This is a genomic window from Paraburkholderia sp. SIMBA_053 (assembly GCF_046534895.1).
Taxonomy (GTDB): Bacteria; Pseudomonadota; Gammaproteobacteria; order Burkholderiales; family Burkholderiaceae; genus Paraburkholderia; species Paraburkholderia caledonica.
Genome location: NZ_JAWRXU010000002.1, coordinates 341,276 through 364,727, shown reverse-complemented (window position 1 = coordinate 364,727; position 23,452 = coordinate 341,276). Strand labels below are relative to the sequence as shown.

Annotated in this window: 22 protein-coding genes and 1 tRNA gene; 12 read left to right on the top strand and 11 right to left on the bottom strand. The window is 62.4% G+C overall.

Annotated elements, in window-relative coordinates; translation table 11 throughout:
• Window positions 1-7 precede the first annotated feature (7 nt).
• From SB753_RS08175 to SB753_RS08160, 4 genes are all read left to right on the top strand, one after another.
• Window positions 8-253, top strand: coding sequence for a ferredoxin family protein (locus SB753_RS08175; protein ID WP_020065580.1), 246 nt, complete (start codon window positions 8-10; stop codon window positions 251-253).
• 39 nt (window positions 254-292) lie between these two features.
• Window positions 293-1,312, top strand: coding sequence for a HEAT repeat domain-containing protein (locus tag SB753_RS08170; protein ID WP_410799915.1), 1,020 nt, complete (start codon window positions 293-295; stop codon window positions 1,310-1,312).
• Window positions 1,312-1,635 carry a gamma-butyrobetaine hydroxylase-like domain-containing protein gene (locus SB753_RS08165; RefSeq protein WP_410799913.1) on the top strand — a complete coding sequence of 108 codons (324 nt, stop codon included), beginning with the start codon at window positions 1,312-1,314 and terminating at the stop codon, window positions 1,633-1,635. Before SB753_RS08170 ends, SB753_RS08165 begins: the two co-directional genes overlap by 1 nt.
• A gap of 107 nt (window positions 1,636-1,742) precedes the next feature.
• Entirely contained in the window at window positions 1,743-2,123 is a 381-nt protein-coding gene (locus SB753_RS08160; protein WP_410799911.1) for a hypothetical protein, read from the top strand.
• Between the two features lie 102 nt (window positions 2,124-2,225).
• On the opposite strand, the gene SB753_RS08155 is transcribed toward SB753_RS08160, so the two are convergent.
• The 7 genes from SB753_RS08155 to cysS all read right to left on the bottom strand — a co-directional run bounded on the left by SB753_RS08155 (window position 2,226) and on the right by cysS (window position 10,321).
• Window positions 2,226-2,855 (bottom strand): class I SAM-dependent methyltransferase, encoded by a 630-nt coding sequence (locus SB753_RS08155; RefSeq protein WP_410799909.1) that lies wholly within the window; start codon window positions 2,853-2,855, stop codon window positions 2,226-2,228.
• A 417-nt stretch (window positions 2,856-3,272) separates the two neighbouring features.
• Window positions 3,273-3,366 (bottom strand) — tRNA-Ser (locus tag SB753_RS08150).
• A 188-nt stretch (window positions 3,367-3,554) separates the two neighbouring features.
• A complete protein-coding gene (locus SB753_RS08145; RefSeq protein WP_020065575.1) occupies window positions 3,555-4,805 on the bottom strand; it encodes an aspartate kinase in 1,251 nt (416 codons plus the stop codon).
• Between the two features lie 409 nt (window positions 4,806-5,214).
• Window positions 5,215-6,663 (bottom strand): tRNA lysidine(34) synthetase TilS, encoded by a 1,449-nt coding sequence (gene tilS, locus SB753_RS08140; protein ID WP_410799907.1) that lies wholly within the window; start codon window positions 6,661-6,663, stop codon window positions 5,215-5,217.
• A 59-nt stretch (window positions 6,664-6,722) separates the two neighbouring features.
• Window positions 6,723-7,694 carry an acetyl-CoA carboxylase carboxyltransferase subunit alpha gene (locus SB753_RS08135; RefSeq protein ID WP_020065573.1) on the bottom strand — a complete coding sequence of 324 codons (972 nt, stop codon included), beginning with the start codon at window positions 7,692-7,694 and terminating at the stop codon, window positions 6,723-6,725.
• Between the two features lie 123 nt (window positions 7,695-7,817).
• Complete coding sequence (locus tag SB753_RS08130; protein WP_410799905.1) at window positions 7,818-8,876, bottom strand: DNA-3-methyladenine glycosylase family protein; 1,059 nt, start codon at window positions 8,874-8,876, stop codon at window positions 7,818-7,820.
• Window positions 8,877-8,923: 47 nt separating this feature from the next.
• Window positions 8,924-10,321, bottom strand: coding sequence for a cysteine--tRNA ligase (cysS, locus tag SB753_RS08125; RefSeq protein WP_408164119.1), 1,398 nt, complete (start codon window positions 10,319-10,321; stop codon window positions 8,924-8,926).
• A 342-nt stretch (window positions 10,322-10,663) separates the two neighbouring features.
• Here cysS and SB753_RS08120 point away from each other — a divergent pair, with 342 nt between their 5' ends.
• The 4 genes from SB753_RS08120 to SB753_RS08105 all read left to right on the top strand — a co-directional run bounded on the left by SB753_RS08120 (window position 10,664) and on the right by SB753_RS08105 (window position 13,637).
• Window positions 10,664-11,476, top strand: a complete 813-nt coding sequence (locus tag SB753_RS08120) for a tetratricopeptide repeat protein (RefSeq protein WP_020065570.1) — start codon at window positions 10,664-10,666, stop codon at window positions 11,474-11,476.
• Window positions 11,477-11,524: 48 nt separating this feature from the next.
• Window positions 11,525-12,109, top strand: a complete 585-nt coding sequence (locus tag SB753_RS08115; protein ID WP_027775382.1) for a peptidylprolyl isomerase — start codon at window positions 11,525-11,527, stop codon at window positions 12,107-12,109.
• A gap of 183 nt (window positions 12,110-12,292) precedes the next feature.
• A complete protein-coding gene (locus tag SB753_RS08110; protein WP_020065568.1) occupies window positions 12,293-12,787 on the top strand; it encodes a peptidylprolyl isomerase in 495 nt (164 codons plus the stop codon).
• Between the two features lie 52 nt (window positions 12,788-12,839).
• Complete coding sequence (locus tag SB753_RS08105; RefSeq protein ID WP_087751088.1) at window positions 12,840-13,637, top strand: UDP-2,3-diacylglucosamine diphosphatase; 798 nt, start codon at window positions 12,840-12,842, stop codon at window positions 13,635-13,637.
• Window positions 13,638-13,707: 70 nt separating this feature from the next.
• Here SB753_RS08105 and cysE read toward each other — a convergent pair whose 3' ends face one another.
• The 3 genes from cysE to SB753_RS08090 form a co-directional block, all read right to left on the bottom strand.
• On the bottom strand, window positions 13,708-14,676 hold the full coding sequence (gene cysE / locus SB753_RS08100; RefSeq protein ID WP_410799903.1) for a serine O-acetyltransferase: 969 nt from the start codon (window positions 14,674-14,676) through the stop codon (window positions 13,708-13,710).
• Window positions 14,677-14,887: 211 nt separating this feature from the next.
• Entirely contained in the window at window positions 14,888-15,727 is an 840-nt protein-coding gene (locus SB753_RS08095; RefSeq protein WP_410799901.1) for an RNA methyltransferase, read from the bottom strand.
• 247 nt (window positions 15,728-15,974) lie between these two features.
• A complete protein-coding gene (locus tag SB753_RS08090; RefSeq protein ID WP_410799899.1) occupies window positions 15,975-16,172 on the bottom strand; it encodes a hypothetical protein in 198 nt (65 codons plus the stop codon).
• Here SB753_RS08090 and SB753_RS08085 point away from each other — a divergent pair.
• The 4 genes from SB753_RS08085 (at window position 16,167) to SB753_RS08070 (ending at window position 22,908) form a co-directional block, all read left to right on the top strand.
• A complete protein-coding gene (locus SB753_RS08085) occupies window positions 16,167-16,970 on the top strand; it encodes an inositol monophosphatase family protein (RefSeq protein WP_020065563.1) in 804 nt (267 codons plus the stop codon). The genes SB753_RS08090 and SB753_RS08085 overlap by 6 nt on opposite strands.
• Window positions 16,971-17,295: 325 nt before the next feature.
• Window positions 17,296-18,594, top strand: a complete 1,299-nt coding sequence (gene lplT / locus SB753_RS08080; protein ID WP_410799898.1) for a lysophospholipid transporter LplT — start codon at window positions 17,296-17,298, stop codon at window positions 18,592-18,594.
• 227 nt (window positions 18,595-18,821) lie between these two features.
• On the top strand, window positions 18,822-21,506 hold the full coding sequence (gene mutS / locus SB753_RS08075) for a DNA mismatch repair protein MutS (protein WP_410799896.1): 2,685 nt from the start codon (window positions 18,822-18,824) through the stop codon (window positions 21,504-21,506).
• Complete coding sequence (locus SB753_RS08070; RefSeq protein WP_410799894.1) at window positions 21,493-22,908, top strand: hypothetical protein; 1,416 nt, start codon at window positions 21,493-21,495, stop codon at window positions 22,906-22,908. Before mutS ends, SB753_RS08070 begins: the two co-directional genes overlap by 14 nt.
• Here SB753_RS08070 and SB753_RS08065 read toward each other — a convergent pair.
• Entirely contained in the window at window positions 22,888-23,433 is a 546-nt protein-coding gene (locus tag SB753_RS08065) for a peptidylprolyl isomerase (RefSeq protein WP_020065559.1), read from the bottom strand. The genes SB753_RS08070 and SB753_RS08065 overlap by 21 nt on opposite strands.
• Between the last annotated feature and the right edge of the window lie 19 nt (window positions 23,434-23,452).

Sequence of the window (23,452 nt, the reverse complement as noted above, 5' to 3'; positions counted from 1 at the left end):
TAATCCGATGTCTTTTACGCCGCACGATATTTTCCAGCGCAGTTCAGCCCCCGTCACGATCGATGAAAGCAAGTGCATTGCTGAAAAAGGCTGCACTGTATGCGTCGATGTTTGCCCACTCGATCTGCTTGCAATCGACATGAAAAAGGGCAAGGCGTATATGCAGTTCGACGAGTGCTGGTACTGCATGCCTTGCGAACAGGATTGTCCGACGGGCGCCGTGAAAGTGTCCATTCCGTATCTTCTGCGTTGAGCGATGCGCGAAGTTCCTCCTCCTCATTCACGTCAATCCATGTCCCACGCGACCAATCCGACAGACCCAATCCACTTGGGCGATACGCTGAATACTATCGCCGGGGAAGCAGCCGCCCTGCTGTCACGGCTCGCCGACAACGATGCCGTCGTGCGCCGCATTGCGCTGATCGAACTCGCTGATCTCGAGGATGCCTGCGTGATAGCGCCCATCGTCGCAGCATTGCAGCGCGACACCTCGCCCGAGGTGCGCGCCGAGGCGGCCCGTTTGCTCGCTTCATGGGAGCGCGACGACGTGGTGAACGCCCTATGCAACGCATTGCTCGATCGTGACACACAGGTTCGCGCGAGCGCCGCGCAGAGCCTGTCGGAACTCAAGCAGGCGTCCTCTGGCGCGATACTGCTCGACTGGTTGAAGGAACCGGACCCATTCGTGCGATCGGCGTTGTTGCGCGCGCTGCGCGAACTCCGGGTGACGGACGCGCTTGCACCCGCGCTGCAGGCACTCGCCGACGCGGACGCCAACGTGCGCGCCGAAGCCGTCGGCGTGTTGGGATGGTTGAAAAATTCCATTGCGCTTAGCCCGTTGGCATCCATTGCGACCGGCGACGCGGATGCATCGATCCGGCGCGCTGCGACAGGAGCGCTCGGCTTCGCGCCGCCGGCCCACGCCGAGACAACCGCAGCGCTCCTCACCGCCCTGCACGACGACGCCTGGCAGGTGCGCGAAGAAGCTGCCACGACGCTCGGCAAGCTGCGTGCCGCCGAATCGCGCGATGCGCTGATCGAAACACTCGACGACGCCTACTGGCAAGTCCGTTTGCGAGCACTGCGCGCGTTGGGTCAGATCGGCGACGCCGCGAGCGCGACGCACGTCGCCGCCCTGCTCTCTCATCCGATTAGCAACGTGCGCAAGGAAGCCGCGCTTGCGCTCGGTGAAATGGGCGAAATGAGCGATGCACAGATGCTCACCGCACTTGAAGCCGCAGAAATCGACGCGGACCCGGAAGTACGCAAGGCAGTGCGTATCGCGCTGACCCAGATCGCCGGGCGCCGATGATGAACGCGCCTGAGCTGGTGGCGATCGACGCGGCTAGCGCGAGCCTTTTCATGCTCTGGCCGGACGGTGCGGTCTGCGAGTTGCCGTTTGCGTTGCTGCGCTCGGCGTGCATGTGTGCACAGTGTCGCAAGCGCAAGCTCGATGGAGAGACGCCGTTATCGTCACCCGACGTGAAGCTGGTCGACGCGCGGCCGTCGGGCTACGGTCTGCAACTGGTGTTCGACGACGGACATGAGCGCGGAATCTTCCCGTGGATTTATCTGAAGCGGCTCGCAAGGGATCAGCAGACTGCGGCTGATCATCAGGAGTCGAGAGCGCTATAGCGTGCGCACTCGGTTAAATGAGAATCCTCCCATTTTTGCGACGCACTCGTGCACAGATACTCGTCGATCAGACAGGCGCACCGGCGCACATAACGACGAGACAGGCAATGAAAGTGTTTTTGTTGAGCGACCTCGTCGCTCACGAACTGGTGTCCATGCAGATCGATCAGAAGTGGCTCTCGTTTGCGCATTTCACAGAGTCGGTGCAGCTTTGGCTCTCGCGTCATGCACCTGAACTTGAGTGTTCGGAAGCGTTGCTTCAGGAGATCGAACGTGAGGTTCTGCAGATTGCAACCAGACTCTCCGACAACCAGGCCACTGCGGACGACTACTTGCCATCACCACATCGATTCGACGATCTTCTGACAGCCAACTACACGCATCCTCTGGGCGAACAAGCGCTGTCCGCAACGCTTGCGGCGTGTCGCGAAAAGGGTTCCTGTGGTGCTCTATGTGCAGCATTGAGCGAACGCGCGCGCAGGCGTTGACTTGCCACCCGGCGCTTTGGCGATTGGCCTGCAATGCGGCGACTTTGCTGAGCGCGATGAACTGCGCGGTCGTGGTGTAAGGGAGAAAAACCTCTCACACATCTACTTCGTAAGCGTGATGCGCTTCCTGAAGGCGAGTCGCGTCCATGTCACTCCGCTATTGCGGTTTGTCTGTTGGATCGACGGAGTGGCAACACAAAGCACGGCTTGCAAACCCGCAACGCGTGCAAGCTCGATGGTTTCTTCTGGCGCCACGTCGAACATGCGTCGCCCGCGTGGAACGGGCCCATGACGCAGCGACATAATCAACACGCCATCGTCTCGCAGAAGAGAACTTACGTTGGGCATAGCGCGGCACCGCTGTTGATAATCGAGATGCATCCACACCGCGGTCAGCATTACCACGTCAAACGTTTCGTTCATCGAAGTAATAATGCGCAGATCGGGAAGACTGTCGTCAATCCATTCGATGCGCGATGACCGATGCAAATTGATGGCTGCAGTCCGCAGTTCGCCGACCGGTTCGACGGCTACCACCGTGTGCCCCATCGCCGCTAGCGCAGCCGCATCCGTTCCGATTCCCGCACCGATGTCGAGGACGCGCGACGGGGCGTCCGGCAACAGATGTACAACCTGAGAGTGCTGATCGGCGAACGAGATGCTCTGCCATCGCCGGATAAGACTTTCCGCTGCCTGCGCATAGCCTTCGGTGCCACTGACCTTGACGAGCATTGACAGTGCCTTGTTTCGACGGGTTTGCCGGATCGTCTGCCTTGCCTTTGAACTGGCTCCAATCAGGCGCACCTAGCAAAAAAGCGGCTCTTAGACGCCGTATTCGCGCGGTTGGACGACGTGGGGCTGGGAACGTGCCACGGGCGGCCGGGCGTTACACCGGCTGCTATGTCCGCGCCACTGTGTCGGGCGATTTCTCCGACCATACGCTGGCGAGTGATGCGGACCTTCACACCTGGAATGCAGGCACCCGTGGATGCTTATTCTGCGCTCTTCACGCTGGCGTGGCGTGGACGAGGTTACGAAACGTTGGCATAACGCATACGGGCACGTCTCTTACGATAAGCCGCGCATTATGCGACCGACAAAACAAAAACCCCGTAAGTCTTCCGACTTACGGGGTTTCGCCACCATCACTGGCGGAGACGGAGGGATTCGAACCCTCGATCCAGGTTTTGGCCCAGATGCTCCCTTAGCAGGGGAGTGCCTTCGACCTCTCGGCCACGTCTCCCAAACTTTCGGTCGCGCAGGGAGTCAGCGCGACGAAGCCAAGATAATAGCGGGCCGAACAGCCAAGGTCAATGTCTGACGAACGCTTTTTGTGCCAATCTCGTCATTGAATTGCCATTTTGTTCGCGCAGCCGCACAAACAGACACCAACGACCGTAGCGCTTGTGTACGCCCGCCGTTTGCGTCGAGCTACGCCTGATCCAGTTCGAACGCCTTATGCAGCGCGCGCACCGCGAGCTCCATATACTTCTCGTCGATCAGCACCGAGATCTTGATTTCGGACGTAGAGATCATCTGGATATTGATGCCCTCTTCCGACAGCGTGCGGAACATCGTGCTCGCGATGCCCACGTGCGAACGCATACCCACGCCTACCACCGAGACCTTCGACACCTTCGGATCGCCCAGCACCTGCTCGGCCTGGACGTGGCCCTTCACCTGGTTCGTGAGAATGTCCATGGCGCGCTGATAATCGCCGCGGCCCACCGTGAACGTGAAAGCCGTTTTGCCTTCGACGCTCTGGTTCTGGATGATCATGTCGACGTCGATGTTCGCGTCCGCCACCGGGCCGAGAATCTGATACGCAATGCCCGGCTTGTCGGGCACACCCATCACGGCGATGCGAGCTTCGTCGCGCTGAAACGCGATACCCGAGATGACTGCTTTTTCCATGGTCTCGTCTTCTTCAAAAGTAATCAGGGTGCCCGACTTCATTTCGGCGTCGAGCGGGATGAGCGGATCGGTCAGGCTCGACAGCACGCGCGTCTTGACCTGATATTTGCCGGCGAATTCCACCGAGCGGATCTGCAACACCTTGGAACCCAGGCTTGCCATTTCCAGCATTTCTTCGAACGTCACGCGGTCGAGGCGGCGCGCCTCTTCGACCACGCGCGGGTCGGTCGTGTACACGCCGTCGACGTCCGTATAAATCAGGCACTCGTCCGCCTTCAACGCAGCCGCAACCGCGACCGCCGAGGTGTCGGAACCGCCGCGGCCGAGCGTGGTGATGTTGCCGTCGGGATCGATACCCTGGAAGCCCGTGATCACCACCACCTTGCCCGCGTCGAGATCGCGCAGAACGCGTTCGCCGTCGATCTCGCTGATGCGCGCTTTAGTGAACGCACTGTCTGTCCTGACCGGCACTTGCCAGCCGGCGTAACTGACCGCGTCGACGCCGGCTTCCTGCAACGCGATGGCGAGTAGACCCGAACTGACCTGCTCGCCCGTGGCGGCGATCATGTCGAGTTCGCGCGGGCTGGGCTGGGTCGTGATCTCTTTCGCGAGGCCGAGCAGACGGTTCGTTTCGCCGGACATTGCCGACGGCACGACTACCATCTTGTGACCGGCCTTATGCCATTTCGCGACGCGCTTGGCGACGTTCTTGATGCGCTCGACCGAGCCCATCGAAGTGCCGCCGTATTTATGTACGATGAGTGCCATTGTCGTTCTGAACTGGAGGAGAAACCGCGCTGGCGCGCTCGCGACGACCGCACAAAAGCACAGGGGCGCAACGTCTCGTGAACGGCGGCAAAGTGTGTGGCGGCGTAAATGCAGCGCGCGTGCAGCACGCGCGGATTTGCCCGTGATTGATCGCTAATGGCTTACCGGAAAATTCGGATCACGATCGGAAAACCGACAAAAGCGACGGCAAAAGCGGGTCGGGCAAACAAGTTAACGTACCCGATCGTACGCAAAAAGACAAGCCGCACAGCCCGCGGCGCCGCTTGCAACGCCGCCGGCAAACGCTTGCAGCGCGCACCTCAGCACCTTTTTTCGTCGCCTCGTTCGAACCGGTACTCGCGCCCTATTTGAAGACTCAAAGTTGATCACCGTGCGACCGACCGGCCGGTCAGGCGATCAGCAGATCCTCGCGCCAGACGATCGTTACGCAGGCCTCGCCGGGCGGCAACGTTGCCGACAACGCGGCGCGATTCACGCCGAGCAACGGCACGAAGAGCAGTTCTTCGCCAATATACAGCAGCGGCACTTCACGCTTCCATGCGGGAATCCCGCGTTCCTGGAACAGGTTTTTGAGCGTCCGACTGGGCGCGCCGGGCGCATCGCTCGTGCGCATGCGTTCGCCGCCGCTGCGCGCACGCGCGCTGAGCAACTCACGCTGTAAGACATTAACGGGAATCGCATCGGATGAAGCAGTGCTAGCCGATGAAGCCGCCTCTACCGCTTCGAACACGAACGTGCCGCGCCATTGTGGCAAACGCCACGTCGCTTCGCCGTGCCAGGCAAGTTCGCTAACCTCGCGTTCGACAAGCGCAGACTCGTCGGCGGGGTCGCCGCTATCGCCGGCTTCCCAGTACACGAGTCCTCGATAGCTGCGCAACGTGTGCCCTGCGTGGTCGATACGCAAGCGGTGCCCGTCGCCGCCCGCGCCTACTTCACGCAGTTGACGCAGCGCGTCGCCAAGACGCGCGCTCGATGCGGCGACGAAGCCCTGCGCGCGCATCCAGTAGCGCATCAGGTTGAGCGCGCGGTCGTCATCGAGCGCGATGAGCGCGTCGTGAGAGAGCGTACGGCCGTCGTCGCGCGAGACGATGGCGAGGTCGATACGCGCCAGTTCGTCCAGCAAGCGTTGCGCTGCAGCGGCGTGCGACGCGGTGCGGGCGAGCGCATCGCGGAAGCCGGGAAAGTGCACGGCCAACGCAGGCGTGACGTGGTGGCGCAGCGCGTTGCGTGCGTAGCGCGTGTCCGCGTTCGATTCGTCGTCGATCCAGCGCAGATGGCGTGCGCTCGCGTACTGTTCGAGTTGCGCGCGCAGCAGATGAAGCAAAGGCCGCACGCGCACCGCCGCTGAACCCGAAGGCGAAGACTCCCGCGCCATGGCCGCCAGACCTGCGAGGCCGGCGCCGCGCAGCAGTTGCAGCAGCACGGTTTCAGCCTGATCGTCCGCGTGCTGCGCGAGCCATAGCGAATGAACGTCATGCTCTGCGCAAAGCGCGTCTAGCGCGCGATAGCGGGCATCGCGCGCGGCGGCCTCCACGCTGACACCTGCATCGCGCGACACCTCGACGCGCCGCACCGCGAACTCGACGCCGCGTTCCTGCGCGAATGCATCACAATGCGCAAGCCACGCATCGGCGTTAGCACTCAAGCCGTGATGCACATGAAGCGCCACGCAACGCGACACGCCCGCAACACGCACGGCCGCATCGAGCAGCACGCTCGAATCGACGCCGCCGCTGAACGCGACCGCAATCCGGGCATGAGAAGGCAAAGCGGCAAGCGCAACGCTGATCGCCTCGAAAACGAGGCGATCAGCGGGCGATTCGGCGGGAGAAGTCACGTCGTTCAGCGCAGTATTAAAGCGTCACGCGCCGATGGACGAAGAGAGAACGCGCGGGCTTAGGCGCCCGGCGTCGTTTCCTTGAACTTGCCGTATGACATCAGGCGTTCGAAACGGCGTTGACGCAGGTCGTTGATGCTCATGCCCTGGAACTGGCGCAGCGAATCGGCAAGCGCGCGGCGCAGCATGGCAGCCATGCCCTTCGGGTCGCGATGCGCGCCGCCGAGCGGCTCGTTGACGATCTTGTCGATCAGGCCGAGCGCTTTCAGACGATGCGCGGTGAGGCCGAGCGCTTCCGCTGCTTCCGGCGCTTTCGCCGCGCTCTTCCACAGAATCGACGCGCAGCCTTCCGGCGAGATCACCGAATAGGTCGAGAATTGCAGCATCAGCACGCTGTCGCCGACCGCGATAGCAAGTGCGCCGCCCGAACCGCCTTCGCCGATGATCGTGGCGATCAGCGGCGTTTTCAGTTCTGCCATCACATACAGGTTGCGGCCGATGGCTTCCGACTGCCCGCGTTCCTCGGCACCGATGCCAGGATAAGCGCCCGGCGTATCGATGAACGTGAAGATCGGCAGGCTGAATTTTTCGGCGAGACGCATCAGACGCTCGGCCTTGCGATAGCCTTCAGGACGCGGCATGCCGAAGTTGCGCAGCGCGCGCTCTTTCGTGTCGCGACCCTTCTGATGACCGATCACCATGCAGGCCTGGCCGTTGAAACGCGCGAGGCCGCCGACGATCGACAGGTCGTCCGCATAGTGGCGGTCGCCGTGCAGTTCGTGGAAATCGGTGAAGAGCTCGTTCACATAGTCGAATGTGTACGGGCGCTGCGGATGTCGGGCGATTTGCGAAACCTGCCACGGCGTGAGGTTCGCGTACAGATCTTTGGTGAGCTGCTGACTTTTCTTGGACAGCCGCTCGATCTCTTCCGAAATATCGACGGCCGAATCGTCCTGCACGAAGCGCAATTCTTCGATCTTTGCTTCGAGTTCAGCGATCGGCTGTTCGAAATCCAGAAAGGTGGTCTTCATTGGTTTTAATCCTTGGACTTACCGGCAGCGCGTATTCTAACCGCGCTCGCCGATGTCTAAACCACTTCGCAACTATCAAAATCCAACAATTGATAGCTGCAAAGCGGCATCGCTTCTATTGTTTCAGTAGTCGACCGGCAATGGGTCAAGACTACGCCACATGTACCAGGTGGCGACGGTGCGCCACGGCTCCCAGTTCGCTGCGACCTCGCGCGCTTCACTGCGCGTGACGGGCTCGCCGCTAAAATAATTGACGCTGATCGCGCGAATCAGACCGAGGTCGTCGAGCGGCAGAACGTCCGGACGCGACAGGTTGAAGATCAGGAACATCTCCGCGGTCCAGCGGCCGATGCCGCGAATCTGCGTGAGTTCGGCGATCACCGCCTCGTCTTCCATCGACCTCCACTTGCCGACGTGCAGCGCACCGGAAACGAAGTGCTGCGCGAGATCGAGCACGTACTCCGCCTTGCGCCTCGACAAGCCGCAGGCAGTCAGCTTTTCCTGCCCCAGCTTGATGAACTGCTGCGGCACGAGCTTCGGACATGCGGCCGCGACTTTCGCCCACACGGCCTGTGCGGACGCCACCGAAATCTGCTGACCGACGACCGAGCGCGCGAGCGTGACGAACGGGTCGCCCCGACTCAGAAGGTGCACCGGACCGAACTTCGGAATCAGCTTCTTCAAAATGCGATCGCGCTTGACGAGATCGGCGCACGCCTTGTCCCAGTAGTCAGGACGCGTCACTTCGGGCGCGAGGCCGCCGATCTGCACCGGCACCGCAACTTCGCTTGCGCTCGCCGCTTCGCCGCCCGCCGCGGACGACGCACGCGTCTTGCGCACGATCTCGCCTCCCTCACCCTCTTGAGCCTTCGCGACGCGTGCGATTTCCTGCACGTCGCCTGCAAGTTCTGCGGGCAACGCGCCGTTGCTGCTGCCGCTATTCGAGCGCGACGTTCTGCCGGACGATGCTTTCCCGCGTTTCGCAACCGGCGCGTGCGCGGACGTGCCGTTGAGCGCACGCTTGACCGCGGTCTTTTTCGACGCGCCGGCCGCGCCTTTCGACGATGCCGCTTTCACCGCGCTGCTTGCCGTGCGAGCCGACGTTCGAGTCGACTTCGGTGCGGCTGCTGCGTTTGTTTGAGACGTGGCTCGTTTAGCCGGCGTCTTCGTGGCCGTTGCCATCCTGCCTCCTGCCTGGCGAGTCGTTCAGAGGGAAGTACGAGGTGCGCTCACACGCGCCGCCACTCGGTCAACCCGCCGGGTTTGTCTTCAAGTGCAACGCCGGCCTCGAGCAATTCGGCCCGGATCCGGTCTGCTGCCGCATAGTCTTTCGCCTGCTTGGCGGCCACGCGCTCGGCGATCTTCGCTTCGATCGCGGCGGGGTCCAGCGCGCCCTGTACCGCGGCGCCCGCTGCCTGCTGCAGGTATGCACGCGGCTCGCGCCCGAGCAACCCGAGCACCGCGCCGAGCGAGCGCAATTGACGGGCCAGCGCGGGGTCGCGCGTGCGATTTACTTCAGTTGCCAACTCGAACAACACCGACACTGCAACCGGCGTGTTGAAGTCGTCATTCATTGCTGCCTGGAAACGTTGGGCATGCATTTCGTTCCAGTCGAGCGCGGCGCCGTCCGGCGTGACGTCCTTGAGCGCGGTGTACAAACGGCCGAGGGCGTTGCGGGCATCGTCGATATGCACGTCGCTGTAATTCAACGGCGAGCGGTAATGCGCGCGTGCGATGAAAAAACGCACGACCTCGGCATCGTACTGCGCCAATACTTCGCGAATCGTGAAGAAATTATTCAACGACTTCGACATCTTCTCATTGTCGATCTGCACGTAGCCGTTGTGCATCCAGTAATTCACGAAGGTCTGACCGGTAGCCGCTTCGCTTTGCGCGATTTCGTTTTCGTGGTGCGGAAACTGCAAGTCCTGCCCGCCGCCATGAATGTCGAAGCGCTCGCCAAGCAACGTGCAACCCATAGCCGAGCATTCGATATGCCAACCGGGACGGCCACGGCCATACTTCGAATCCCAGCCGGTGTCGGCGGGCTCGCCGGCCTTCGACTGCTTCCACAACACGAAGTCGAGCGGGTCTTCTTTCGCGTCGTTTGCGGCAACGCGCTCGCCCGCGCGCAAATCTTCCAGCGACTTGCCGGAAAGCTTGCCGTAGCCCGCAAACTTGCGCACCGCGTAATTCACGTCGCCATCGCTCGCCTGATACGCGTAGCCGTTCGCTTCGAGCTTCTCGATCATGCCGAGCATCTGAGGAATGAAGTCGGTGGCGCGTGGCTCGATGTCGGGCCGCTCGATGCCGAGCGCGTCCGCGTCTTCATGCAATGCATGGATGAAGCGGTCGGTCAGCGACTTGATCGTCTCGCCGTTTTCGACGGCGCGGCGAATGATCTTGTCGTCGATGTCCGTGATATTTTGCACGTACGTTACGTCGTAGCCGAGCGTGCGCAACCACCGCTGCACGATGTCGAATACGACCATCACGCGCGCATGACCGATGTGACAATAGTCGTACACGGTCATCCCGCAGACGTACATCCGCACGACGCCTGCTTGCAGGGGCACGAAAGTTTGCTTGTCACGCGCGAGCGTGTTGTAGATGCGCAGTGATTCCATAGAGAACGGTGCGTGGGCCGAAAGAAATCCGCAATGTGTTTCGTGCGTGCCGTCCCGCAAACACAAGACGGCCGGGACGAACTGTTGCCTGACTATTACCTGACTCCAAGCCGGGCTGTTGCTTGACTGCTGCTTGACTATTACCCGACTGAGTCTGGCTATGTCCGGCTGTCGCCCGACTGTTAAAACACGCACGGCAGCAAACCGGTGCACCTGGTGCGGCGGTCAGACTGCTATCAAGGCGGAGACGACCACGAGTGGTGAAAAGACAGCCGGCGGTTCGACGGAACGCGCAGACCTTTTGTTAGAATGGCTCGGAGTATAACATCCAGACCCGAGCCTATGAAACCTTCCAGCGGCCGCGCGCGCAGCGCTGCGACCCTTGCCGCGACGGCCTTCGAGAGCCCCGTGGGCAGCGCCCGCCGCGGCATTGCGCGTGACGTTGCACGCAGCCTTGCACGCGCCGTCACGCTGCGCTTTACCGTGGCTGTCGCCCTCGGCATTGTGCCGGGCGCCGCAGCGTTCGCGCAGAAAACGCCGACCGTGTCGCAAGGTCCCGCAGTGCGCGACAACACGCCGGAAATCGACGCATCCATCGCACAGAAAGACTGGCAAGCCTCGCTGACGCAGCTCGACGCGCGCATCGCCACGAACCCGCGCGACGCGCAGGCCAAGTTCAAGCGCGCCACGGTGCTCGCGCATCTGAATCGCGACGAAGAAGCGATCACCGCGTTCACCGAGCTCACGCAGCTGTATCCCGAGTTGCCCGAGCCGTATAACAATCTCGCCGCGCTGTACGCGAAGCACGGCCGTTATGTGGAAGCGCGCGCGGCGCTCGAAACCGCGACCAAGGTGAACCCTGGTTACGGCCTCGCTTATGAGAACCTGGGCGACCTCTACCTGCGCATGGCCAACGAAGCGTACCGGCGCGCGCAGAGCCTCGGCAAGGCAAGCGCCACGACCACGCAGCGCCTCGCCGACATCCAGAAGATCGTGTCGCCGCCCAAAACGGGCAAGTCGACCAAGCGAGCCGCTGCAGTGCAAGAGAACTACACGGAACGGGCCACCGCGAACATGACGCAAACGCCGAGCTTCCAGTACGGCGGCGCAAACGGCTCGCTCGCCATGCCGCCTTACATGGCGCCCTCGCAATAAAGCCGCCACCTTCGCGGCCATACGTTTTTTCCAACCCTGAGGATCTTCATGAAATGGTTGATGTTGGCGCTCGGCAGCGCCGCCCTGATCGCAAACGCACCGGCGTCTGCGCAGTCCGGTTCGCAAGCCGCGCATCCGTCCGTCCTCCTCAAGACGTCGGAAGGCGATATTCGCGTCGAGTTGTATCCTGAGAAAGCGCCCAAGACAGTCGCTAACTTTCTCGACTATGTGAAGTCCGGTCAGTACAGCGGTACGATCTTTCATCGTGTCATTCGCGGCTTCATGATTCAGGGCGGCGGTTATACGCAAAGCTTCGCTGAAAAGCCCACGCGCGCGCCGATTCCGCTTGAAAGCCGCAACGGTCTGAAGAACATGGCAGGCACACTGGCCATGGCGCGCACCAGCGATCCGAATTCGGCCACTGCGCAGTTCTTCATCAACACGGTGGACAACGCCGGCCTCGACTACCCGAATCCGGATGGCAACGGCTACGCAGTGTTCGGCAAGGTCACGAGCGGCATGGAGGTCGTGAAGAAGATCGAAGGCACGCCGACCACCACGCGCGGCCCGATGGGCGACGTACCCCAGAAGCCGGTGGTGATCGAATCGGCTAGCGTCGTCAGCAGCAAATAGCAGTACAACGACAGTACAACAGCACTAACGGAACACGGTACGCTCACGCAAGCGTCAGATCACGCCCCGGCGCGGCCCGCAGTCGAATGCATGAAACGTACGCAAAACGCACGCAAGCGCATGAATGCACACGGCGGCTCACCGCGCCTCTTTCACCCACCCTGTTCATCAAAGGATTCCATCATGGTTGAACTGCATACGAACCACGGCGTCATCAAACTCGAACTGGACGCCGAGAAAGCGCCGAAGTCGGTTGAGAACTTCCTCAACTACGTGAAGGCCGGCCACTATGACAACACGGTGTTCCACCGCGTGATCGACGGCTTCATGATTCAGGGCGGCGGCTTCGAACCGGGCATGAAGCAGAAGCCGACGGCCGAGCCGATCAACAACGAAGCGAACAACGGTCTGAAGAACGTGAACGGTTCCGTCGCGATGGCTCGCACCAACGACCCGCATTCGGCAACCGCGCAATTCTTCATCAACGTGAACGACAACGACTTCCTGAACCACTCGTCGCCCACACCGCAAGGCTGGGGCTATGCCGTGTTCGGCAAGGTGGTCGAAGGCATGGACATCGTCGAAAAGATCAAGAAGGTCAAGACGGGTTCGAAGGGTTTTCATCAGGACGTGCCGGTTGACGACGTCGTGATCGAAAAGGCCGTGATCGTCGACTGATTGCCGGTCGCAGGCGCGCTCACACTATAAAGACCAGACTCAGGCACCTTCAATGCTGCAAGAAACGCCGCTGCGAAGCGTCGCCGCGGGCGTGCCTGGCGAGGGCAAACGCCCGCACGCCGCACGCCCGTTTTTGTTTCTCTCCGACATTCATTTGAGCGAGGCGATTCCGCGCACGGTCGCCGCGTTCGAACACTTCATTCGGGTCACAGCCGACCAGGCGGATTCCGTTTTCATTCTCGGCGATCTGTTCGAATACTGGATAGGCGACGACATGCTCGTCGAGCCGTTCGTCGCGCGCATGGCCGCTCTTTTGCACACGCTGACCGAGCGCGGTATTGCGCTTTACATCATGCATGGCAATCGCGATTTTCTGCTCGGCAAGCGCTTCATGAGAGCGGCCGGCGCAATCTGGCTACCCGATCCTTTCGTAATCACCGCATTCGGCACGCGCATCGCGCTCGCGCACGGCGATCGCCTGTGCACCGCCGATCGCGGTTATCAGATCTTCCGTGGCTTCGCGCGCAATCGTCTCGCGCAGATGCTGTTTCTCGCGTCGCCGTTTTCGTGGCGTCAGGCACTCGCGGAAAACATGCGGTCGAAGAGCGAGCATGGCCGCTCGCGGCCTGTCTCGCTGAAATACGACGTGACGCCGAAAGGCGTCGCGTCGTTATTCAAATGGTCGAAAGCGGCAACGATGATTCACGGGCACACGCACCGCCCTGCTCGTCATCGCGAGCCCGGCGGAATACGCTGGGTACTGCCGGACTGGGATCTGGATCATGGCGAACGGCGCGGCGGCTATCTGCGTATCGACGCCGAGGGAATTCGCGCGTTGCCGCTCGATTGAGCGCGATGCAAGATTAGGGCCGCCGCGCATTGCGCACAGCGGCGTCACTACTGATCCGTCACCGATCGGATCAACGCCCCACCACTGCTCCATCAAGCTTGCCCGCAATGGCCGCGGACAGGCGCCGCAAATCCAGCAGTGCTGCGTCGGCGCCTTGCAGTCCTTCGAGACTGGTGCCGAGATGCTCGAGCGCCATCACGATTTCGTCGATGCGTTTCGCTTGCGTGGCCGCATGATCGATGAGCCCATGAATGGCCAGCGACACGGGATCGTCGGCATTCGGCGTGATCCCGTATGCGCAGAAGCCGCTACGCTCGACAGCGAGCTTGCCGCTCTCACGCGTTGTGTCGTTAGCGGAAGCAGGTTCATTCGTTGCAGGGTCAAGAGCCGCACTCGCGACGCCGTCGATAGGCGCATTGACAGCCGCATTCACAGCCGCGCTATCAACCCCGTTGCCCCCCGCACTGGCGGCCGCTTTCGCGACGACCGAAGCCGCAGCGGCCGCGGCAGCAGTCGAAGCCGCCGCAGGCACGATGACTCTCGCCGGATTGCCCACAGCAGTGCCGCCAGCCGGCACGGGCTTAGTCACCACTGCATTCGATCCAATCTTCGCGTCCGCGCCGATCGTAAAACCGCCGAGAACCTTCGCGCCCGCACCGACGATCACGCCGCGCTCAAGCGTGGGATGACGTTTTGCGCCGCGCGTGAGCGATGTGCCGCCGAGCGTCACGCCTTGATAGATCGTGCAATCGTCGCCGATCTGTGCGGTCTCGCCGATCACCACGCCCATGCCGTGATCGATGAACACACGACGCCCGACCGTCGCCCCCGGATGAATTTCGATGCCCGTCATGAAGCGCGCCATCTGCGAGACGAAACGCGCGAGCCAGCGGCGCCGCGCCTGCCAGCATGCGTGCGCGAGCCTGTGAAGCACCAGCGCGTGCAAGCCCGGATAACACGTGAGCACCTCCCAGGCACTGCGGGCAGCGGGATCGCGCTCGCGGATCGTGGCAATGTCTTCGCGAAGTCTCGTGAACATGGCAGGGACTGTGTTGTGTGGGATAGAGACCGCATGCGCTAACCGCATTGCGCGTGCAGGAGCGCCGCATAGCAGCGCGGCAGCTTTGCTTAGAACGTCTGGAGGATTGTAGGACGGTTCCCGAAAACCTGCCGGAAGTCCATGTAGCGCAAAAGGTCGTCGTGTTAGTCGAGCGCCGCCAACCTGCCGCTCGTACAGCTGGCGCGCCGCGCTACTGCGAGCCACCGTCCTTGTGGCCCGTCTTCAGGAGGATGTGTTTGGCGATGCCGCGCACGATATTGACTTCCTCCCGCTCGAGGCCCGAGCGCGCAAAGAGCCGCCGCAAGCGCGACATCAGTTTCTTCGGATTCGCGGGGTCGAGAAACTCGATTGCGACGAGCGCGCTTTCAAGGTGCGCAAACATGCTTTCAATTTCATTGCTCGCAGCACGCGCGCCTGCCGGCTCGGCAGATGCGGCCGACATTTGCGGCGCACGCATGGCAGGCGCGGTTGAGTCGGCGCCGCTCGTCAGATAGATCATGCGTAACTCGTACGCCAACACCTGCACCGCTTGTGCAAGGTTGAGCGAACTGTAGGCGGGATTGGCGGGAATGTGCGCAAGCGCGCTGCATCGCTCGACGTCTTCATTCGATAAGCCAGTGCGCTCGTTGCCGAACACGAGCGCGATCTCGCCGTGCAACGCCTCGTCGCGCGCGAGACTTGCGGCTGCGCGGGGCGTCCATTGTGGAGGACCGTATTCGCGTTGCCGCGCGGTCAGCGCGATCGACCAATGCACGCCGGAGAGTGCATCGCCAAGCGTCGGCACGACATGGGCCGTGGCGAGCACGTCGTCGGCGCCGCTTGCCATTGCGATGGCTTCCGGATCGCTCTGCACATTCGGCACACGGGGCGAGACCAGGACGAGCCGCGAAAAACCCATGGTTTTGAGCGCCCGAGCGGCGGCACCGACGTTGCCCGGATGGCTCGGTTCGACGAGCACGAAGCGCGTGGAGGTGAAGCCGCCGCGTAGGTCTGCCACGGCGGGATCGGAGGAATGGTGGGTGTGGTCCACGGTGAAATTCTGCTAACGAAAGAACGCGTATGGTAGCGCCAACGCAGGGATACACCGAAATACCTGCGATGTTGCACGCGATGGCACGTGATGGCATGCGCCGCGTTGCCCGTCATATGGCACGTCGCATCGCTTGTCACGTCCCACGCCGCTCGCCCATTGAAATGCGCACGACGGCCCTGCCCGCCTCGAACGCTGCCGCGACCTGCGGACTGAGGTAAAATATCGCGATTCGCGTCCGGCACGGTCAGTGCATGCAATCAGCAAAACCGGGCGCTTCGTTCTTATTCAATTCGTCTCCGTTGGCGGAATGCGTACCGGTCACGTGCCGGGCGAGCATTCCGTGCTGTTTCTGCGCCTCATCGAGGGCGTCAATTAGTGTGCGCGTAGCGCCATTCACCGGCAAGCAGCCGTGCTGCCCCGGCACAAGGATCAATCCATGCATCCCATGCTCAATATCGCTGTCAAGGCCGCGCGCCGCGCAGCTCAAATCATCAACCGCGCGTCGCTCGACCTCGATCTGATTCAGGTCAGCAAGAAACAGCACAACGATTTCGTCACGGAGATCGACAAAGCGTCTGAAGCTGCAATCATCGACACGCTGAAGACCGCCTATCCCGATCACGCGATCCTCGCCGAAGAATCCGGCAAGTCGGACAACGAGTCCGAGTACCAGTGGATCATCGATCCGCTCGACGGCACCACCAACTTCATTCACGGCTTCCCGTACTACTGCGTGTCGATCGCGCTGGCTCACAAGGGCATCGTGACGCAGGCCGTGGTCTACGATCCGACCCGCAACGACCTCTTCACAGCTTCGCGTGGCCGCGGCGCGTTCCTGAACGACCGCCGCATTCGCGTCGCCAAGCGTGACCGGCTGGCCGACGGCCTGATCGGCACCGGCTTTCCGTTCCGCGAAACCGACGGCCTCGAAGCGTATGGCCGCCAGTTCGCGGAAATGACGCAAGCGTGCGCGGGCCTGCGCCGTCCGGGCGCCGCCGCGCTCGATCTCGCGAACGTCGCCGCGGGCCGCATGGACGGCTTCTTCGAGCAAGGCCTGAACCCGTGGGACGTCGCCGCGGGCAGCCTGCTGATTACGGAAGCCGGCGGTCTGGTGGGCAATTACACCGGCGACTCCGAATTCCTGCACGTTGGCGAAATTGTCGCCGGCAATCCGAAGATCTACGCGCAGATGGTGCCGATCCTGTCGCGCTACAGCCGCACGCGCCAGCAAGCGGCTTAACAGCGCATAGCGAGGCTCGGTCGTTGTCCGTTTCGCGGCATACAGAGGTTGCAACCGGCTCGCGCGGTCCTTTGAATCCTGCGGCAACGCAGGGAGCGAATCGAGCGAGCTAGAAATCGCAGCGAGCAGAATCACGACAAGCGGCTTCGGCCGCTTTTTCGTTGGCGCGCCTGCATCGTGCGAGCGTTCGTGCTACAAAGCGGGAAGCCGCGCCGGCGCACCTCTCTCGCCGGCTGCATTTCGCGTTCCACGCTGCGCCCGCATGCGCGCCTCGTTTGCGCCTTTCTCTGCGCCTAAGGCTAGCGCGCAGCTTCCCATCCGCTTCATGAAAAAAGGCTTCTACACAATTATCGCGGCGCAGTTCATTTCGTCGCTGGCGGACAATGCTCTGCTGATCGCCGCCATCGCATTGTTGTCGGTGATCCGGTCGGCCGCGTGGGTCACGCCGTTGCTGCAGATTTTTTTCACCGTCTCGTACGTGCTGCTCGCGCCCTTCGTCGGCGCGTTTGCGGACTCCATGCAAAAGCGCCACGTGATGTTCATCTCGAACGCGCTGAAGGCGAGCGGCTGTCTGATGATGATCGTAGGCGTGCATCCGATGATCGCCTATGGCGTGGTCGGCTTCGGCGCGGCCGCCTATTCACCCGCGAAGTACGGCATTCTCACCGAGCTGCTGCCGGCCGAAAAACTCGTCAAGGCAAACGCATGGCTGGAATCGGCGACCGTGCTGTCGACGATCGTCGGCACGATGGTGGGCGGTGCGCTCATCAGCACACTTGCCGATAAATTCGTTGCACATGCTCATCTGCCGCTGATCCGCTCATCGGCCGATCTTGCGATGTTCGCCGTGATGCTCACCTATGCGATCGCCGCGGGCATCAACGTGTTCATTCCCGACACCGGCGCCCGTTATCCGAACCGCCTGTCAGAACCGACGAAGCTCGTCGGCGACTTCTATCATTGCTTTAACGTGCTGTGGGCCGACAAACTCGCACAGATCGCGTTATGGGTGACGACGCTCATGTGGGGCGGAGCCGTGACGCTGCAATTGCTCGTGCTGAAATGGGCCAATGTGAACCTCGGCTTGTCGCTCTCGAAAGCGGCCGTCATGCAGGGCGTCACCGGTCTGGGCATTGCCGTCGGCGCGGCAGCGGCGGCCGCGCTGATTCCGCTGCGCCGTTCGCTCAAGGTGCTGCCGGTCGGCATCGTCACCGGCGCAGTGGCGATTGCAATGGCGTTCTACAACAAGAACCTGTTTCCCGCCGACGCCGGCGTCCACATCGGGTCATATGTCGCACCGGCCTATATCCTTCTCGCCTATCCGCTGATGATCCTGCTCGGCGCGCTGTCCGGCTTTTTCATCGTGCCGATGAACGCGATTCTTCAGCATCGCGGCGCGACGCTGCTGTCTGCCGGCCACTCGATTGCGGTGCAGAACTTCAATCAAAACCTGGCCGTGCTGCTGATGCTCGGCGCGTACGCGCTGCTGCTCACCGCGAAGATGCCCGCGCAATGGATCATCGTCGTGTTCGGCGCGTTCATCACGTTCATGATGTGGCTCGCGAAACGGCGCAGCGCGGCCAACGAACGCACCGCCGATATGCGCGCGCTACTCGAAGAGTGACGTCTGCACCAGCGGGAAGTTATCCGTGCATGTCGCGGACGTGTGCACGGGTTTGCTGCGCCAGGGTGTGCCGGTGTGAGCCTGCGTTTGCCCGGAATATGCTTGCCTGTGCTCGCGGCCCGAGCAATCGGCGTGACAGCGTGGGTTGGCCATCCGGCCAGGGTCCGCTCGCCGCGTCGGCGGGTTAAACTCACGCCCTGAACAGCTAACGCAAAAAGATACCGAGGATGGGCACTCAAACCGCAGCGGCCAGCGACGTCGCACAACACACGCCAATGATGCAGCAGTACCTGCGCATCAAGGCGGAGCATCCGGGCACGCTGGTGTTCTACCGGATGGGCGACTTCTACGAACTCTTTTTCGAAGACGCGGAAAAAGCCGCACGTCTGCTCGATCTCACGCTCACGCAGCGCGGCGCGTCGGCGGGCAATCCGATCAAGATGGCGGGCGTGCCGCATCACGCGGTCGAACAGTATCTTGCGAAGCTGGTAAAGCTCGGCGAATCCGTCGCTATTTGTGAGCAGATCGGCGACCCGGCCACGTCTAAAGGTCCAGTCGAGCGCAAGGTAGTGCGCGTCGTCACGCCGGGCACGCTAACGGACGCCGCGCTGCTGTCGGACAAAAGCGACGTCTTTCTGCTCGCCATGTGCGTCGCGCACAACCGTCGCGGCGTCGCGACGGGGGTCGGCCTCGCATGGCTGAATCTCGCGAGCGGCGCATTGCGGCTCGCGGAAGTCGCACCTGATCAGGTGGCCGCGGCGCTCGAACGGATCGGCCCTGCGGAAATTCTGGTTGCCGACACCGCTGCGGATTCCGCGAGCTGGACACCGCCCACCGGCGCGCGCGCACTGACTCGCGTGCCCGCCTGGCATTTCGATGTCGCCTCCGGCACGCAACGTCTGTGCGATCAACTCGAAGTAGCGGGCCTCGACGGTTTTGGCGCGCATTCACTCACTTGCGCATGCGGCGCGGCCGGCGCGTTGCTGCTGTACGCGGCGGCCACGCAAGGTCAGCAACTGCGGCACGTGCGCAGCCTGAAGGTCGAATACGAGTCCGAATATATCGGCCTCGACCCCGCCACGCGGCGCAACCTGGAAATTACGCAGACGCTGCGCGGCACAGAGTCGCCCACGCTGTGCTCATTGCTCGACACGTGCTGCACGACCATGGGCAGCCGCTTGCTGCGGCACTGGCTGCATCATCCGCCGCGCGACCCGCTCGTCGCGCAGTCGCGTCAGCAGGCTATCGGCGCGTTGCTCGAGGCGCCCGCGGGTGCGGACGTCGACTCGCTGCGCAGCGCACTGCGACATATCTCGGACATCGAGCGAATCACCGGACGGCTTGCGCTGCTTTCCGCGCGGCCCCGCGATCTGTCGAGCTTGCGCGACACCTTCGCCGCGCTGCCCGAGCTTCGCGCGAAGGTGGCGGCTGTTTCATCGAATGCGGATTCGCTCGCTCGCATCGACGCGTCGCTCGAACCGCCGCAAGCTTGCGCCGAGTTGCTCACGCGCGCTATTGCACCGGAGCCGGCCGCCATGGTGCGAGACGGCGGTGTCATCGCGCGCGGATACGATGCGGAGCTCGACGAGCTCAGGGATATTTCGGAGAACTGCGGGCAGTTCCTGATCGATCTCGAAACGCGTGAACGCGCGCGCACTGGCATCGGCAATCTGCGCGTCGAATACAACAAAGTGCACGGCTTCTATATCGAGGTCACGCGCGGTCAGACCGACAAGGTGCCGGACGACTATCGCCGCCGTCAGACGTTAAAGAACGCCGAGCGCTACATCACGCCGGAACTGAAAACGTTCGAAGACAAGGCGCTCTCCGCGCAGGAACGGGCGCTTGCCCGCGAGCGTTCGCTTTACGACGCGCTGTTGCAGACGCTGCTGCCGTTGATTCCGGATTGCCAGCGCGTCGCGTCTGCACTCGCGGAGCTCGATTTGCTGACCGCTTTTGCCGAACGTGCCCGCGCACTCGACTGGGTTGCGCCGAGCTTCTCGCCGAACGCAGGCATCGAAATCGAACAGGGGCGTCATCCGGTTGTCGAAGCGCAGGTCGAGCAATTCATCGCGAACGACTGCACGCTTACGCCCGAGCGCAAGCTGCTGCTGATCACCGGCCCCAACATGGGCGGTAAATCGACCTTTATGCGTCAGACGGCGCTGATCGCGTTGCTCGCGTATGTGGGCAGCTACGTGCCCGCACGGCGCGCGGCGTTCGGCCCAATCGATCGCATTTTCACGCGCATCGGCGCAGCGGACGATCTCGCCGGCGGACGTTCGACGTTCATGGTGGAAATGACTGAAGCCGCCGCGATCCTGAACGACGCGACGCCGCAAAGCCTCGTGTTGATGGATGAGATCGGCCGCGGCACGTCTACCTTCGACGGTCTCGCGCTCGCATGGGCGATCGCGCGGCATCTGCTTTCGCACAACGGCTGCCATACGCTTTTCGCGACACATTATTTCGAGCTGACACAGTTGCCCGCCGAATTTCCGCAAGCGGCCAACGTGCACCTGTCGGCGGTCGAACACGGACACGGCATCGTGTTCCTGCACGCCGTCAACGAAGGTCCGGCGAACCAGAGCTACGGCTTGCAGGTCGCGCAGCTCGCCGGCGTGCCGAACGCGGTGATTCGCGCGGCGCGCAAGCATCTCGCACACCTGGAACAGCAGTCGGCGGCGCAGCCCACTCCGCAACTCGATCTGTTCGCCGCGCCGTTGCCGATGTTGCTCGAAGATGCGGACGACGAACGTGCTGGCAGTGAAACGCCTTCGCAATCGCCTGCAATGACAGCGCTCGTCGAGCGTCTGCGCGGCATCGATCCGAACGATCTGCGGCCACGAGAAGCGCTCGATCTGCTGTATGAACTGCACGAGCTGGCCGCAGCGCCGGATGCCGATCACTGACGCACGCCGCTGTCTTGCGCGACGTCCGCGCCGACCCGGCGCGGAATTGGCTATGGCCTTCACGCGAGCGTGCGGCCGGCGGTTCGCCGCCGTTTTCGCGTCTGTCTTTGCTGTCTTGTTGCCCGCATCGGGGGCGTATGCGGCAGCGCCCAGCTACAGTTTCGCGGTCATCGCGAACACCATGCAAAGTCCCGCCGACGAAGCGCCGACCCAGCGGCTAATCGATGCAATCGGCCGGGAGCGCGGCCTGTCGTTCATCGTGTACGACGGCAATCTGAAGGGCCCGAAAGAAGCCTGCCGCGATGCGCTGTATGAACGGCGGCATGCAGTGCTGGAAACGTCGCGGCCCGCTCTGTTTTTCATTCCTGGTCAGCATGACTGGATCGATTGCGCGAGCGCGCAGGCAGGCGGTTTCGATCCGGTCGAACGGCTCGACCAGCTTCGCCAGACGCTCTTTAGCGACGCGAGCTCGATGGGTCAGAACCCGATCGCGTTGACGCGAGAGAGCGAGGTATCGCGCTTTCGTCCGTATCGGGAAAACGTGCGCTGGCAAGCAGGAGACACCGTGTTCGTCGGGCTGAACGTGCCGAGTCCGAACAATCATTATCTGACCGCCGGCGGTCGCAACGGCGAGTTCGAGGACCGGGTGATCGCCAATGCGTTCTGGCTCGAACATGCCGGCGAATTTGCGAAGCGACGCGACGCGCGCGCGATAGTCGTGTTCATTCAGGGCGATCCCGATCCCGAGCGCTATGAACGGCCCGAGCGTTTCGCCTGGCTGCGGTTCGGGCACAATCCGCGCCGCGACGGATTTCTGGAGTTCAAGCGCAGCCTCGTGAAGCTCGCTCAGATCTTTCCCGGCCCGGTGCTCGTCATCCACACCGACGACGAACGCGCAAGCGCGGGCTTCGTGATCGATCAGCCGCTACGCAACGACAAGGGGAACCTGGTGACGAACCTCACGCGTGTCGCGCTTGCGCCGCATGATCGCCTCAACCAGTGGATTCAGATAGAAGCGGACTTGGGAAGAAAGCCGCCGTTTCGTGTGACTGTGCGCGACGTACCGCGGCAAATGCCCATGCCCACGGCACAGCCCCCGTTGCTGCGGGACGAGCCCGCCGCCTCGATGCCGGCCGTGCCGTCGCTTGGACCGGCCTCGGACTTGCCGCCGCTAATTCAAACGCCCGGCCAGCCGCAACCGGACTTTCAGCAACTCGACCAGTTGCCGCGCATTCCAGCCGATCAGGGCGGCGGCGGATACGGACCCGCTACGTCGGTTCCGCCTGCACAAACGGTGCCGTCCGCGCAGCCACGCATGCCGGGGGCTACGGGGGCGCCGGGTGCTTCAGGTACCCTCGGCACTCCCGGCGCGCCCGCAAGCTCAGTGCAGCGTGGGCCCTGACTTGCCGCCTTCGTCGTCTGCCTCGTCGTCTTCGTCGAGAACTTCGAGGCCGTCGGCGCCATGCGCGTGTTCATGCTGGATTTCGTCTTCGGTCGCGGGACGCACGTCTTTGACCGTCAACGCAAAACGCAGCGCCATGCCGGCTAGCGGATGGTTGCCGTCGAGCACGACTTTGTCTTCGGCAACGTCGGTCACGACGTAGACGAGCGAGTCGAGGTCTTCGTCGCCCTCTTCCGGCGTGCCTTCGAACTGCATGCCGACCTCGAGCGGTTCCGGAAAGCGATTACGCGGCTCGATCTTCACGAGGTCCGGATCGTACTCACCGAATGCATCTTGCGGCTCGAGCTGGATCTGGGTCTCGAAGCCGGCCTCATGGCCGTCGAGCTCTTCCTCGATCTTGGGGAACGTGCCATCATAGCCGCCGTGCAGATAGACCATCGGCTCGTCGCTCTCTTCAATCAGATTGCCCTGCGCATCCGACAGCTTGTAGGCGACCGACACGACGGTGTTCTTTGCGATTTTCATTCGATTCTCCAGAATACAA